The sequence below is a fragment of the Streptomyces sp. NPDC056480 genome (assembly GCF_042795405.1).
GTDB lineage: Bacteria > Actinomycetota > Actinomycetes > Streptomycetales > Streptomycetaceae > Streptomyces.
Map to the genome: position 1 here is coordinate 1 of NZ_JBHTSA010000059.1, position 13,519 is coordinate 13,519.

Annotated in this window: 12 protein-coding genes; 6 read left to right on the plus strand and 6 right to left on the minus strand. The window is 75.0% G+C overall.

The features are described 5' to 3' along the window. Positions 1-111 precede the first annotated feature (111 nt). From ACFQ79_RS24150 to ACFQ79_RS24160, 3 genes are all read right to left on the minus strand, one after another. Complete coding sequence (locus ACFQ79_RS24150; RefSeq protein ID WP_383586771.1) at positions 112-1,638, minus strand: cellulose binding domain-containing protein; 1,527 nt, start codon at positions 1,636-1,638, stop codon at positions 112-114. Positions 1,639-2,011: 373 nt separating this feature from the next. Next, positions 2,012-3,421: a sensor histidine kinase gene (locus ACFQ79_RS24155; RefSeq protein ID WP_383586773.1), complete on the minus strand. Its 1,410-nt coding sequence runs from the start codon at positions 3,419-3,421 to the stop codon at positions 2,012-2,014. Continuing rightward, complete coding sequence (locus ACFQ79_RS24160) at positions 3,418-4,119, minus strand: response regulator transcription factor (protein ID WP_383586776.1); 702 nt, start codon at positions 4,117-4,119, stop codon at positions 3,418-3,420. Before ACFQ79_RS24160 ends, ACFQ79_RS24155 begins: the two co-directional genes overlap by 4 nt. Positions 4,120-4,197: 78 nt before the next feature. On the opposite strand from ACFQ79_RS24160, the gene ACFQ79_RS24165 reads away from it, so the two are divergent. Continuing rightward, the gene (locus ACFQ79_RS24165) at positions 4,198-4,785 is read left to right on the plus strand and encodes a hypothetical protein (RefSeq protein ID WP_383586778.1); all 588 of its coding nucleotides are present in this window, start codon (positions 4,198-4,200) and stop codon (positions 4,783-4,785) included. Between the two features lie 26 nt (positions 4,786-4,811). Here the strand turns inward: ACFQ79_RS24165 and ACFQ79_RS24170 are convergent, their stop codons facing one another. Continuing rightward, positions 4,812-5,678: a spermidine synthase gene (locus ACFQ79_RS24170; RefSeq protein ID WP_383586780.1), complete on the minus strand. Its 867-nt coding sequence runs from the start codon at positions 5,676-5,678 to the stop codon at positions 4,812-4,814. A 78-nt stretch (positions 5,679-5,756) separates the two neighbouring features. Then, complete coding sequence (locus ACFQ79_RS24175) at positions 5,757-6,242, minus strand: hypothetical protein (RefSeq protein ID WP_383586782.1); 486 nt, start codon at positions 6,240-6,242, stop codon at positions 5,757-5,759. Between the two features lie 223 nt (positions 6,243-6,465). Here ACFQ79_RS24175 and ACFQ79_RS24180 point away from each other — a divergent pair, with 223 nt between their 5' ends. Beyond that, the gene (locus ACFQ79_RS24180) at positions 6,466-7,752 is read left to right on the plus strand and encodes a tetratricopeptide repeat protein (protein WP_383586784.1); all 1,287 of its coding nucleotides are present in this window, start codon (positions 6,466-6,468) and stop codon (positions 7,750-7,752) included. Positions 7,753-7,818: 66 nt separating this feature from the next. Here the strand turns inward: ACFQ79_RS24180 and ACFQ79_RS24185 are convergent, their stop codons facing one another. Beyond that, positions 7,819-8,412: a histidine phosphatase family protein gene (locus ACFQ79_RS24185; RefSeq protein ID WP_383586786.1), complete on the minus strand. Its 594-nt coding sequence runs from the start codon at positions 8,410-8,412 to the stop codon at positions 7,819-7,821. A gap of 145 nt (positions 8,413-8,557) precedes the next feature. Between ACFQ79_RS24185 and ACFQ79_RS24190 the strand changes: the two genes are divergently transcribed. The 4 genes from ACFQ79_RS24190 to ACFQ79_RS24205 are packed head-to-tail and all read left to right on the plus strand — an operon-like array spanning position 8,558 to position 13,407. Further along, the gene (locus ACFQ79_RS24190) at positions 8,558-9,397 is read left to right on the plus strand and encodes a phosphatase PAP2 family protein (protein WP_383586788.1); all 840 of its coding nucleotides are present in this window, start codon (positions 8,558-8,560) and stop codon (positions 9,395-9,397) included. After that, the gene (locus ACFQ79_RS24195) at positions 9,330-10,460 is read left to right on the plus strand and encodes a hypothetical protein (protein WP_383586790.1); all 1,131 of its coding nucleotides are present in this window, start codon (positions 9,330-9,332) and stop codon (positions 10,458-10,460) included. The genes ACFQ79_RS24190 and ACFQ79_RS24195 overlap by 68 nt, the downstream gene beginning before the upstream one ends. Then, the gene (locus tag ACFQ79_RS24200) at positions 10,451-12,040 is read left to right on the plus strand and encodes a hypothetical protein (RefSeq protein ID WP_383586792.1); all 1,590 of its coding nucleotides are present in this window, start codon (positions 10,451-10,453) and stop codon (positions 12,038-12,040) included. Before ACFQ79_RS24195 ends, ACFQ79_RS24200 begins: the two co-directional genes overlap by 10 nt. After that, on the plus strand, positions 12,037-13,407 hold the full coding sequence (locus ACFQ79_RS24205; protein WP_383586794.1) for an AAA domain-containing protein: 1,371 nt from the start codon (positions 12,037-12,039) through the stop codon (positions 13,405-13,407). Before ACFQ79_RS24200 ends, ACFQ79_RS24205 begins: the two co-directional genes overlap by 4 nt. Positions 13,408-13,519: the final 112 nt, after the last annotated feature.

Below are 13,519 nucleotides of genomic sequence, written 5' to 3' on the forward strand. Positions count from 1 at the left end.
GGGTGGCTCCGGCCGGGGCGCGCGGTGTGGGGGGCGCGATGGCTCCTGGGGGCGGACCGACGGGTCCGGGGGGGACCGACGGGCCGGGGGGGGGACCGACGGGTCCGGGGGCTACTTGTAGGCGGCGAAGGCCTTCGTGAAGGCCAGCGGCTGCTGGAGGATCGAGGAGCAGGTGGCGTCGGCGCGGTTCACGGCGCCGTCCGCGCACTGCTTGTCCCGGGTCGAGGACCACATCGAGAGCCAGCCGATGCCCTTGGACTTCGCGAAGTCGACGAGCTGGGTGGCGTCGTCGACCTTGAAGACCTCGCTCACGACGTCGTTGACGCCGATCATCGGCGTGACGGCGACGGCCTTCCAGGCGGCCGCGTCGGAGAGCCCGAGGACACCCTTGATCTGCGCCTGGGTCGCGGTCGCGGCCTGGATGGCGTACGTGCCCATGTCGGCGCTGTAGGCCGGTCCGTAGTCCATCGCCATGATGTTGACGGCGTCGATGCGGACCCCGTTGCGCTTGGCGTCGGCGAGCAGGTCGACGCCCGGCTGGGTCAGACCCTCGGGCATGACCGGCAGGGTGAAGGAGACGTTCAGGCCGGGGTGGGACTTCTGGAGCTGGGCGATCGCCTGCGAGCGGCGGGTGTTGGCGGCCGTGTCGGGCAGGGCCGCGCCCTCGACGTCGAAGTCGACCTTGGTCAGCTTGTACTGGTCGATGACCTTCCCGTACGCGGCGGCCAGCGCCGAGGACGAGGAGCAGTTCAGGGCCAGCTCGTGGCCGGCGGCGCCGCCGAAGGAGACCCGGACGTCGCCGCCCTTGGCGCGCAGGGCGCCTATCTGGGCGGCGACCCTGTCGTTCGCCAGGTCGGTGACCCCGCCCCACAGCGGCGCGCAGGAGCCGCCGGAGGTGATGAAGGCGAGGTTGAACTCCTTCACGCCGGTGGCGTCGGCGGTCGCGAGGAGGTCGTACGCCGGGTAGAGCGAGGTGTCGACGTAGGGGGCGTACCTGGCGGCGGTGACGGGCCCGCCGGTCGCGGTCGCCGTGGGGGTGGGGGTGGGGGTGGGGGTGGGGGTGGCCGTGGGCTTCGGGGGCGCCGTGGTGGTGGGGGTGGCGGTCGGCCTGGGGCTGGTGGTGGCCGTGGCGGTCGGCTTCGGGGTCGCGGTGGGGGTGGGGGCGGTCGTGGTGGGGCGGCCGCTGGGGGTGGGGGCGGTGCCTCCGGCGGAGCAGGCCGCCTTGTTGATCAGGCAGTTGGCGGGGTCGCCGGCCTGTCCGGCGGCGGAGGTGACGAAGCCGACGGTGACGGACCGGCCGGGCGCGAGCTGCCTGTTCCAACTGGCGGGCTTCACGGTGACGTGGCTGCCGGAGACGGTGTGCTCGCCGTTCCAGAGGGAGCCGATGGTCGTGCCGGCCGGCAGGTCGAACTCCAGGGTCCAGTCGGACTGGGCGGCGGAGGTCTCGTTGGTGACGACGTACTGCCCGGTGTAGCCACCGGTCCACGAGCTGGTCCTGGTGTACGCGGCGCCGACCGCGGCCGCCTGGGCCGTACCGGTGAGCGCGAACGCGGCACCGCCGACGACCGCGGCGGCGACGACCGCTCCGACGGCCTTGGTCCTGGTGCTCGCCCTGCGCCGGTGCGAACTGGTGCCCATCGCGCGCCTGCCTCTGCGTACTGGGGGGGTGGGGAGGGGGTGCGGCACAGCACGCTAGCGACCGGGAAACGGACAAACCGGCGTCCGGGGACGCGGGCAGGGATCCTTAGGCTCCGCTTAAGGAAGGCATCGGAGCCAGGAAAGGTTGGGGCGCGGCGGACGTGGTCCGGGGGGCGGTCGACGCCAGTCGGGAGCAGCCGACGCCGGTCCGGGGAGAGCCGACGCCAGCCGGGAGCGGCCGACGGCGGTCCGAGGAGGGCCGACGGCGGTCGATGCCGGTCGGGGGTGCGACCGACCGACCCCGACCCCGACCCCGATGCCGGCGCGCATGCGGATGCGGCCGGGCAGCCCGTCCGGGGTGCGGTCGGTGCCGTCAGCCCTCGGCGGCCCTGCGAGTGCCGGTCCCCCCGCGTCGGCGGCGGGCCGGGCGGTGGCCGCGGCGGCCGGTCGCGCCGCCGGTGCGGCGTCCGTCGAGGCCGATCCAGATCCGGACCTCCGTACCCCCGAGCACCGAGTGCCCGATGCGGACGTCGCCGCCGGTGGTCTCCGCCATCCGCCGCACGATGTCCAGGCCGAGGCCCGTGGAGCCGTCCCGGGCCCCGCTGTTGCCGCGGGCGAGCGCGGCCGCCGGGTCGGCGATGCCGGGGCCCGCGTCGGAGACGAGGACGATGACGGCGTCCTCGCCGTTGTGGACGTCGATCGAGAAGGCCGTGCCCTCGGAGGTGTGCCGGAAGACGTTGCCGAGCAACGCGTCGAGCGCGGCGACGAGTTCGGGGCGCGCGACCGGGATGCGGACCGGGCGCTCGACGCCCGCGACGCGGACCCGGCGGCCCTCGTCCTCGGCGAGCGCCGACCAGAACTCCATGCGCTCGCGCACCACTTCGGCCGCGTCGCAGCCCGCGCCGGGCCCGGTCGCCTGGGTCTGCGGCTTCGCGTCCCGGGCGGTCCGGATGATGATGTCGACCTCGCGCTCCAGCTGCTCGACGGCCGCCCGCGTCTGCTCGGCGGCCGGACCCGAGCCCAGCGAGGCCGCATTGAGCCGGAGCACGGTGAGCGGGGTACGGAGCCGGTGGGAGAGGTCGGCGGCCAGCTCCCGCTCGTTGGCGAGGAGTTGGACGACCTGGTCGGCCATCGAGTTGAACGCGACGGCGGCCGACTTGAGTTCGGGCGGCCCCTCCTCGGGGACACGCGCGCCGAGCCGGCCCTCGCCGAGGTCGTGGGCGGCGCCCGCGAGCCGCTGCGCGGGCTGGACCATCCGCACGCCGAGCCGGTCGGCGACGGCGACGGAGCCGACGATCAGGGCGATGCCGACCCCGGCGAGGACCAGCCAGGCGGTGGCGACGCCGTTGGACACCTCGCCCTCGGGGACGAAGAGTTCGACGACGGCGACCTTGCCGCTGCTGAGCGCCGTGGGCTGGAGCAGCGCGAAGCCGCCCGGCACCTCGGCGATGGACGCCCGGCCGAGCCGGCGGGTGGCGGCCAGCTCCTCCTCGCCGGCCCGCCGGGTGCCGATCTCCAGGCCCGGATCGCCGGCCTCGGCGGCCGGCACATGGACGGCGAGCCGCCCGGCGGCCCCGTCCTCGGTGGTGGCGACGGCCTTGTCGAGCTCCTCGCGGTCGGTGGTGATGGCGAGCACGGGGGCCAGACCGGCGGCCCGGCGTTCGGCGTTGGAGAAGGCCCGGTCGCGGGCCATCTCCTTGACGACGAGCCCGAGCGGTACGGCGAAGGCGACGACGACCATGGCGGTGACGGCGAGCGACACCTTGACGAGCGCCCATCTCACGGCTGCGGCTCCTGGGGCGGCTCCAGCTTCACGCCGACTCCGCGCAGGGTGTGCAGATAGCGGGGCCGGGCGGCGGTCTCGCCCAGTTTCCGCCGCAGCCACGACAGATGGACGTCGATGGTCTGGTCGTCCCCGTACGACTGCTGCCACACCTCGGCGAGCAGCTCCTTGCGCGGGACGACGACACCGGGCCGCCCGGCGAGGAAGGCGAGCAGGTCGAACTCGCGCCGGGTCAGATCCAGGGGCGCCCCGTCGAGTTCCGCCTGCCGGCGCAGCGGGTCGACGGTGAGCCCGCCGACCCGGATCACCCGCGGCGGCGGTGCCTCGCCCGCGGCGGACCTGGCCCGGCGCAGGACGGCGGCCATCCGGGCCGAGAGGTGGTCGACCGAGAACGGCTTCACGAGGTAGTCGTCGGCGCCCGCGTGGAGGAGCCGTACGATCTCCGTCTCGTCGTCCCGGGCGGTCGCGATGATCACCGGTACGTCGGTGATCCCGCGCAGCATCTTGAGCGCCTCCGACCCGTCCAGATCGGGCAGTCCGAGGTCCAGGATGACCACGTCGAACCGGAAATGGGCGACCTCGCGCAGCGCCTCCAGAGCCGTACCGACGCTCCGTACCGTGTGGGAGGCCTCGGAGAGCCGGCGGATGAGGGCGGAGCGCACGAACTGGTCGTCCTCGACCACGAGCACACTTGCCATGGGCCGCACCGTACGCCATTCGGGGGAATGTGAGGCAAGGAGCACCCTGCGGTGAGGGCGGGGACGGTGTGGTGCAGTATGGCCCGGATGCGAAGAGGACTCGTTCACGCTCTGGCCTGGTCGCTCGCCACCGGCGCGGCGGTCACGCTCTCCTGGTGGGGAGTGCACACGGTCATGTCCGGGACGGTGTACGACCCCCCGCGCGCGCTGCCCCTCCCGGCCGGCGGCGCCGGTGACCCGGACACGGCCGGCAGCGATCCGCTGTCCTCCTCGACCCGTCGGCCCGAGACCGTCGAGCCCACCGCCGCCGTCACGAGGAGGCCGACGCCGAGCGACGGCCCTTCGGCCCCGGCCACCCCGTCCACCCCGGCCACGACGCCCTCGCGGACGGCGAGTCCGACGACGCAGGCACCGCCGGTCACGACGCCGCCCGCCGACTCGAACGTGAAGACCTACACGGTGGACGGCGGCCGGGTCACCTTCGACCTGGGCGAGAACTCGGCCGAGCTGGTCTCGGCGATCCCCGCCTCCGGCTGGCAGATGCAGGTGTGGAAGCAGACGACCTGGATCCGGGTCACGTTCACGGCGAACGGCCGTGAACTGTCCGTGTTCTGCGTCTGGCACGACACCGCGCCCCGTGTGGAGATCGACGACCGCGCGGTCTGACGAGACACCGCCGGGCGATCGGCCGGTCAGCGGAAGACGGACGCGGGCGGTACGGGTGAGGGCTTGGCGCTCGCGTCGGTGACCGGCACCGCTCCGCCGGCGAAGTCGGCGAGGGCCCGCCCGTGTTCGACCCGGCCCGGGTGCGGGTCGGTGGCGACCCGGCGGGTCAGCTCCGCCACCGGCAGCTCCCGGTCGGAGGCGAGCAGCACCGCGTTGCCGAAGCGGCGGCCGCGCAGCACCGTCGGGTCGGCGGCGAGCGCCAGCTCGGGGAAGACGGCCGCGGCGGTGGCGATCTGGCCGCGGAGGTGCGTCAGCGGCGGGCCGTCGGCCAGGTTCGCGGCGTACCAGCCGTCGGGACGCAGCACCCGCCGTACCTCGCCGAGGAACTCGGTGCTGGTGAGATGCGCCGGGGTGCGGGCCCCGCTGAACACGTCGGCGATGACGAGATCGGCCCAGCCGTCCTGGACCTTGGCGAGTCCGGCGCGGGCGTCGGTGGAGCGGACCCGGATCCGGGCGCCGGCGTCGAGCGGCAGCTCCCGGCGGACGAGCTGCACGAGGAGCCCGTCGAGTTCCACGATCTGCTGCGTGGAGCGGGGCCGGGTCGCGGCGACGTACCGGGCGAGGGTGAAGGCGCCGCCACCGAGGTGGACGACCTGGAGCGGCCGGTTCGGCGGGGCGACGAGGTCGGCGATGTGGCCGAGGCGCCGCTGGTACTCGAAGGCGAGGTGGGCCGGGTCGTCGAGGTCCACGTGGGACTGCGGGGCGCCGTCGATGAGCAGGGTCCAGGCGCGGGGGCGCTCCCGGTCGGGTATGAGTTCGGCGAGCCCGCCGTCGACGGTCTCGACGACGGACGCGGCGGACGCCGCCCGGTCGCGCTGCTTGTTCCTGGCCACGGGCCCATTATCGGGGCATTCGCCCGGGCCCCGCCCGACGGCCCCGGGAGCGCGGCGCCGGGATCTCCGCGGCCGCTCTCAATGGCAGCCGTCCGCCGCCTCGATGAGCCGGGCCGCCTCGCCGAGCGCCTCGCGCAGGACGACGGGATCGGTGACGGGGTCGGTGTCGCCGGGGGGCAGCAGCCAGCCGGCGGGGCGGGGCGCGTCCCCGGCGGGTTCGGGCAGCTCCGGCAGCTCGGGGAGGCGCAGGCCGCGGCCCGAGGTCCGGGTGCACGCGCTCCCGGGCATGTCCCAGGCGGCGGCCGTGCCGGGCGGGACGAGGAAGCCGAGGGTGTCGCAGGTGCCGTCGTGGACGACGGGGCCGACGGCGGGGCCCGCGCCGCGCCGCAGGATGTCGACGGCCTCGAGACCCTGGCGGACCGGCACGGTCACCAGGTCCCAGGGTTCGGCGGGCTGCTGGGCCGCGGCCTGAACCGGACCGCGGTCCTGGGGGGTGGTCAGGGACGCGTGGGCGTCCGGGGCGGGCACGTGGCGCGTGGCCGACTGGGAACCGATCTCCGACATGGGACCCCTCCTCGCTCCTGAGGAGACACGTTCCGTCTCTCCCTTACGGTTCAACGCCCGTGCGCGTCAACGGCTACGGCGCCATGCCGCCGCAAAGGATGGCAGTTCATGGCAGATCACAGGCGAGATATCCGATTTGTAGCCAAACGCTGTGTAGGCATCCGGTCACAGCAGGTACGTTCTTGCCGCCGGACCACCCGGCAGCACAGGAGAGGGCTCGGCCATGGCGATGTCACGGGCAGTTCCCAATCTCGCCTTCCGCCGGCTCCGCGGACAGCACTCGCCGGCGGAGTTCGCCGCGGCGGTCCGCCGGGCGGCGCGGGAGATCGGCGAACAGGTCGCGTGTGACGCCCGCTACATCGGGCGCGTGGAGGCGGGCGAGATCCGTTGCCCCAACTACGCGTACGAGCGGGTCTTCCTGCACATGTTCCCCGGTCTGGGTCTCTCCGACCTGGGCTTCTCCGCGCGGGAGACGGTGCGCGGCCGGCGTCAGCCGGTCGCGGCCGGGGCTCCGGCTCCCGCGGCACTCCCGACCCGGAACGATGAGGAGAGCGACGTGCTGCGTCGCGCATTCATGACGAGCGGCTCCGCCACCCTGGCGGCCGCCTCGCTGGGACTCGGCGGCCCCGCCGTCGCGATCCCCGCCCCCCGCGGCACCCACCGGATCGGCGACGCCGAGGTGCGGGCCGTCGAGGACGCCGTACGGCAGATCCGTCTGCTCGACGACCGGCACGGCGCCGACGGGCTCTACAAGGTCGCCGCCCACCCGCTCCGGGCCGCGTACGCGCTGCTCGACACGGGCACCATGACCCGCCGCTCCACCGAGGACCGGCTGCACGCGGGCGCGGGCGAGCTCTCCCTCTCGGTGGGCTGGCTGGCCCACGACTCGGGCCGGCACGACGACGCCCGCTCGCACTACGCCGAGGCCCTCGCCACCGCGCGCGTGTCGGGGAACGCGGCCCTGGAGGCGCACGCCTTCTGCAACACGTCCTTCCTCGCCCGGGACACCGGCCGGTTCCGCGAGGCGGTGCGGGCGGCGCAGGCGGGCCTGCGGGCGGCGCAGCAGCTGGACTCGGCCCGGCTGCTGTCGCTGCTCTCGCTGCGGGAGGCGGCCGCCTGGGCCGGACTCGGCGACAGGCCGGCCTGCGAGCAGGCCCTCGGCCGTGCCCACGGCTTCTTCGACCGGGGCCCGGCGGACGACGACCCCGAGTGGATGTCGTTCTTCGGGGAGCCGGAGCGGGAGGCCCTGGAGGCCCAGTGCTGGTCGGCCCTGGGCGACTGGGGCCGGGCGGCCCGGCACTCCCACCGGGCCACGGTCCTGCAGAACCCGCACTTCGCGCGGAACCTGGCGCTCTACCGCGCCCATCTCGCCAAGAACCTGGCGCACGCGGGCCGCCCGGACGAGGCCGCGGCCGAGGCGAAGCGGGTGGTGGACTCCCTGGAGGGCATCGCCTCGGCCCGGATCCGCGGAATGCTCGTCGACACCCGCCAGGCCCTCGCCGCGTACTGACCGGCCCCTGACCGGCCGCCTGACCGGCCTCCGCCGGGTGACTCCCGCTCCGGGTGCCGGTGTCGCCTACTCCAGGTGCCCGGTGTCGTTCCAGCGCTCGATCGCGGGGGCGCCGTACGCCCAGCCCAGGACGGACAGGCTCGTCGGGTCGAGGCGGACGCGGGAGGCGAAGGAGACGTCCTCGCCGAGCCAGCGGGCGCCGATCGACCGCAGGATGTGGCCGTGGGCGAAGACCAGGGCGTCACGGTCGGCCGAGCGGGCCCAGTTCACGATCTCGTCGGCGCGGTCCGACAGCTGCTCCAGCGTCTCGCCGTCCGGCACCCCGTCGCGCCAGATGAACCAGCCCGGCCGGATGTCCTGGATCTGCGGCGGGGTCAGCCCCTCGTACGCCCCGTAGTCCCACTCCATCAGCGCGTCCCAGGGCTCCGCCCGCTCGCCGAAACCGGCGATCTCGCAGGTCTCGCTCGCGCGGACCAGGGGACTCGTGCGCACCTCCACGCCGGGCAGTCCCTGCCAGGGGCCGCGGTGGAGACGCTCGCCCAGGAGCTTCGCGCCGCGCCGCCCCTCGTCGAGCAGGGGGATGTCGGTCCTGCCGGTGTGCCGGCCGAGAAGTGACCACTCGGTCTGGCCGTGCCGGGCGAGCAGGATGCGCGGTGCCATGGGAAGGATCTCCAGGGGTTCACGGTGCGGACGTGCCTCCGTCCATCATCGCCCACGTGGATTCGGGGTGACCTCCGGGCAACCCCCGGGCGGCCTCCGGCGTCCCCTCCCCCGGGGCGATCACTGGTTGGGGGGACCTTTTCGTATGCGCAAGCCACGCTGGTGGGCCGAATCGGCGCTGATGGCGGTCGTGTACGCGGCCTATTCGGGAGGGCGGCTGCTCGCCCGGGGCGACGAGGCCTCGGCCGTCGAGCACGGCCTCGCGATCCTGCGCCTGGAACGGCTCTTCGGGATCGACGCCGAGCACCCGCTGAACCGGCTGTTCACGGACGTGCCCGCGCTCGGGATCCCGGCGGACTTCGCGTACGCCTCGCTGCACTACCTCGTCACCCCGGCGGTCCTGATCTGGCTCTTCCGCCGCCGGCCCGCCCACTACCGGGCCGCCCGCACCTGGCTGATGCTCTCCACCCTGCTGGGTCTGGCCGGCTTCACCCTGCTGCCCACCTGCCCGCCCCGGCTGCTCGACCCGGCGTACGGCTTCACCGACACGATGGCGCACTTCAGCGCGTACGGCTGGTGGGGCGGCGAGGCCAGCGCGCCGCGCGGGCTCGGCGGTCTCACGAACCAGTACGCGGCCATGCCGAGCCTCCACGTGGGCTGGGCGCTGTGGTGCGGGGTGATGCTCTGGCGGTACGGGAGGACACCCGTCACGAAGGCGCTCGGGGCCGCGTATCCCCTGGTCACGACGGTGGTCGTGATGGGGACCGCCAACCACTATCTGCTCGACGCGGTCGCCGGCGCGGCCGTGATGGGCGCGGGTCTGCTCCTCACCCCGCACGCGCTGCGGCTCGCCCGGCGACTGCGCGGGACGGCGGAAGCGCCCCCGGTTGTCAGTGCCGGATGCGAGACTTCCACGGGTGAGCGCATCCCTGGACAGCGGTCTGTCCCGACCTCCGCAGACGACGCGACGCGAGCTGCTCGCTGAGCTCCGTGGACCGGCCACCCCGCCGCGTCCGCTGGACGCGCGGGCCCTCGCGGCGCTGGCCGCCAACCCCGGCTGCCGGCGCCGGGCCCTCCTCGACGGCGCGGGGGTCGACAAGTCCGCGCTGGCCGCGAAGCTCGGCTCGCCGGCCCCGTTCGGGCAGTCCCAGTTCGCGATCGTCCGGGGCAACTCCTTCGAGGCGAAGGTCAAGGCGGACGGCGGGCGCGAGCTGCTGCGTCTGATCGGCGTCGAGGATCCGGGCGCGGTGTCCGTGCCCGAGCTCGCGGCCGCGGGACCCGAGGGGCGGGTGGCGCGCACGGCCCTCGCCCTGCGGGAGGCGACCGCGGCGGGGGCGTGGACGCTGCTCGACCATCCGCTGCTCGCCCTGGAGGTGGCCGGTTCTCCGGTGTACCTGGAGCCGGACGCGGTGGTGGTCGGGCCCGACGGCGGGTGGACGGTCGTGGAGATCAAGTCCTTCCCGATGGTCGACGGCGCGGCGGACGCCTCGAAGGTCGGCGCGGCGGCCCGGCAGGCCGCCGTGTACGTCCTCGCGCTCGAACGGGTGGCGGCGGTGACCGAGGGCGCCCGGGTCGCCCAGTCGGTGCTCCTCGTCTGCCCGAAGGACTTCTCCAACCTGCCGACGGCCTCGGTCGTCGACGTGCGCAAGCAGCGGTCGGTCACCCGGCGCCAGCTCGACCGGCTGACCCGGATCGACGAGATCGCGGCGGCCCTGCCGGAGGGCGTCAGCTTCGACGTGGCGGAGCGTTCGGCCGAGGAGCTGACGGCGGCCGTGGAGTGCGTGCCCCACCAGTACGCGCCGGAGTGCCTGGCCGCCTGCGAGCTGGCCTTCCACTGCCGGTCGCGGGCCCGGCAGGCGGACGCGGTGGAGACCCTGGGCCGTTCGGTGCGGGGTGAGCTGGGCGGCCTGACGACGGTCGGCGCGGTCCTCGCGGCGGCGCGGGGCGAGGAGGGCGACCCGGAGGACCCGGCGGTGGCGGCCCTGCGCAGGGCACGGGCCCTGCGCGAGGAGGCCCTGTCGGGAGCGGAGGCCCGCGCATGTCGCTGATCTCCACCCTCGCCCGCATGGAGGCCGTCGAGTCCGGCCGGGCGCAGCCCCTCGCGACCGTCCGGCACCGGCGGGTCTCCGAGCGGCCGCTCGTCCTCGTGCCGCTGACCACGGCCGGCGAGGCGGGCGCCCCGCTGGGCGCGCTCGTCGGCACCGACCCGGCGGAGCCGCGGCTCCTGGTGGTGGCCCAGCCCCGGGACCGGGACCTGCGGTTCGCGTTCCTCGCCGACCTGGCGGAGGAGGTCCTGCCGTACGTCGACTCCTTCACGGAGGCCGTCGAGGCGGCGGAGAAGAGCGAGGTCGATCCCGAGACCGGCAAGAAGGTGAAGGTCGAGGTCGAGCTGTGCGCGGACGCGCCGCAGCTGATCGTGCCGAGCCGGGCGGGCATCGAGTACGTACGGCTGCTCGGGCGGTCGACGCGGTTCCGGCGGACGGCCGAGCAGGACCCCGAGACGCCGTTCCCCGCGCCGCCTCGCGTCCCGCTCCTCGGGCGCTGGCTGACGCACTTCGGCGACCGGGCCCGGGTGCCCGGCTCCTCGCTGCTGCTGTCGGCGACCGATCTCCTCAACCGGCACTGGGCGACCGGACAGTCCTCCCTGGAGGACCAGCACCTGGGTGCGCTGCTCGCGTGGATCGATCCCGCCGACGGTGAGCCGGGCGCCGAGGCGGCGCTGCGGGCCGAGACCGGGCGGGACGCCGAGGGGCGGTTGCTGTGCCCGCCGGCCGGTCCCGCCACCGACCCCGCCTTCGACAACGGACTCCTCGCGCCGGCGATCGAGCGGTACGACCGGGCCCGGCAGGCCGTCGGCGCCGCCGAGGACGGCGAGGCGGCCGAGCGCGGACTCGGCGAACTGCACCGGGCCGAGCGGGAGCTGCGCCGCCTGGTCGCCTCACAGATGAGGCCGACGTGGGACGCGGTCTGGCAGGCGGTCGGCCTGCTGCGGGAGCTGCCGGAGGGGGCCAGGGTCGAGGACCGCTGGACCCGCGACCGCTGGTCCTTCACCGCCCACCGGGACCGGGTCACCGCCGGAGAGCCGCCGCAGCCGCGCCGGGACGACGCCGTGACGGCGGCCCGCAAGCTCGCCGCGCGCGAGCAGGCCCAGGGCCAGCTGGAGGCGCAGGAGGCCCTCGACGATCCGCTGGTGCTCGCCGGGCGGCGGCTGTCGGGCGAGGCGTTCACGGCCGAGGTGGCCGAGGTGACGATGGCCTGGACGGAGTCCAGGCGGCCCGCGCCGCGCCCGCTGCTCACGGTCCGCACCGAGGACCGGCCGCACCTGGGCGAGAAGGTGAAGGTGTACCGCTCGCTCGACGGGAAGCCGCAGTCGGCGGAGTTCGTGCGGTACGAGGAGGACGGGGCGCTGCTGCTGCGCCTCCTCGACCGGATGGGCCGCTCGAAGGAGCCCGCGGAGGGCTCGGTGCCGGAGAAGGGCGAGCGGATCGCCTGGACGCTGTTCGAGCACGACCAGCGGGTCGGGCCGCAGCTGCCGGAGGCGGAGGAGACGCCCTGGACGCACGGCGGTCCGCCTGGGGCCGACGCCGTGGAACCGCCCGACGCCGTGACCTCGGAGGATGTGCTGTGACCGTGTTCGACCTCTCGACGCCGCCCGTCGACGACGCGGCGTCCTTCGATCCCTCGGCCGCCGCGGGCCGGGCGACGGCCGACATCCTCGCGGCCACCCTCCACGGCACCGCGCGCGGTGTCGTCGTGGACTCCCCGCCGGGCGCGGGGAAGTCGACGCTCGTGGTGCGGGCCGCGCTCGAACTGGCCGCGGCCGGACGCCCCCTGATGGTGGTGGCCCAGACGAACGCGCAGGTGGACGACCTGGTGCTGCGGCTCGCCGAGAAGGAGCCGGACCTGGAGGTCGGGCGGCTGCACTCGAACGACAGCGACCCGTACGACAAGGCGCTCGACGACCTGGAGAACGTACGGAAGTCGGCGAAGGCCGGTGAGCTGACCGGGCTGCCGGTGGTCCTCTCCACGGCCGCCAAGTGGGCGCACGTGAAGAACGTCGAGCCGTGGGCGCACGCGATCGTCGACGAGGCGTACCAGATGCGCTCGGACGCGCTGCTCGCCGTGGCGGGGCTCTTCGAGCGGGCGCTGTTCGTGGGCGACCCCGGTCAGCTGGACCCGTTCTCGGTGGTGGGCGCCGAGCAGTGGGCGGGGCTCTCCTACGACCCGTCGGCGAGCGCGGTCTCCACCCTGCTCGCGCACAATCCCGAACTGCCGCAGCACCGGCTGCCGGTGTCCTGGCGGCTGCCCGCCTCGGCGGCGCCGCTGGTCTCGGACGCGTTCTACCCGTTCACGCCGTTCCGCAGCGGCACCGGGCACGGGGACCGGAGGCTGTCCTTCTCGGCCGTGTCGGACGGTTCGGGCCCCGACCGGGTCCTCGACGAGGCGGCGGAGTCGGGCTGGGGCCTGCTCGAACTGCCCGCCCGGCACACCCCCCGCACCGACCCGGAGGCGGTCGGCGCGGTCGCCGTGGTGGTGCGCCGGCTCCTCGACCGGGGCGGCGCCGCGGTCTCGGAGCGCTCGGAGACCGCGGTCCCCCTGACCCCCGACCGGGTCGCGGTCGGCACCGCCCACCGCGACCAGGCGGCGGCGATCCGGGCGGCTCTCGCCGAACTGGGCGTCACGGGCGTGACGGTGGACACCGCGAACCGGCTCCAGGGGCGTGAGTACGACGTGACCGTCGTCCTCCATCCGCTGTCCGGGCGCCCCGACGCGACCGCCTTCCACCTGGAGACGGGCCGGCTGTGCGTCCTCGCGTCCCGGCACCGGCACGCGTGCATCGTGGTCTGCCGGGCGGGTGTCACGGATCTGCTCGACGCGCACCCGTCGACCGAGCCGGTCCAGCTGGGCGTCGCCGTGTCGTTCCCGGACGGCTGGGAGGCGAACCACGCGGTCCTCTCCCACCTGGCGGAACACCGGGTCGCCTGGACGCCCTGAGTTTCCCCGGGCCGGGTGCGGCGCCCGGGTGCGGCCCGGCCCCCGACGCCCTCTTGCGGGGCGCGGGACAATGGAAGACGGCCCGGGGTTCCGGGCCGCCCGTGTGCGGAGA

What these genes read in the sequence shown, in the direction of transcription:
- ACFQ79_RS24150 (WP_383586771.1), bottom strand. Translation starts at nt 1,638, where the DNA reads ATGGGCACCAGTTCGCACCGGCGCAGGGCGAGCACCAGGACCAAGGCC.
- ACFQ79_RS24160 (WP_383586776.1), bottom strand. Translation starts at nt 4,119, where the DNA reads ATGGCAAGTGTGCTCGTGGTCGAGGACGACCAGTTCGTGCGCTCCGCC.
- ACFQ79_RS24165 (WP_383586778.1), top strand. Translation starts at nt 4,198, where the DNA reads ATGGCCCGGATGCGAAGAGGACTCGTTCACGCTCTGGCCTGGTCGCTC.
- ACFQ79_RS24175 (WP_383586782.1), bottom strand. Translation starts at nt 6,242, where the DNA reads ATGTCGGAGATCGGTTCCCAGTCGGCCACGCGCCACGTGCCCGCCCCG.
- ACFQ79_RS24180 (WP_383586784.1), top strand. Translation starts at nt 6,466, where the DNA reads ATGGCGATGTCACGGGCAGTTCCCAATCTCGCCTTCCGCCGGCTCCGC.
- ACFQ79_RS24185 (WP_383586786.1), bottom strand. Translation starts at nt 8,412, where the DNA reads ATGGCACCGCGCATCCTGCTCGCCCGGCACGGCCAGACCGAGTGGTCA.
- ACFQ79_RS24190 (WP_383586788.1), top strand. Translation starts at nt 8,558, where the DNA reads ATGCGCAAGCCACGCTGGTGGGCCGAATCGGCGCTGATGGCGGTCGTG.
- ACFQ79_RS24200 (WP_383586792.1), top strand. Translation starts at nt 10,451, where the DNA reads ATGTCGCTGATCTCCACCCTCGCCCGCATGGAGGCCGTCGAGTCCGGC.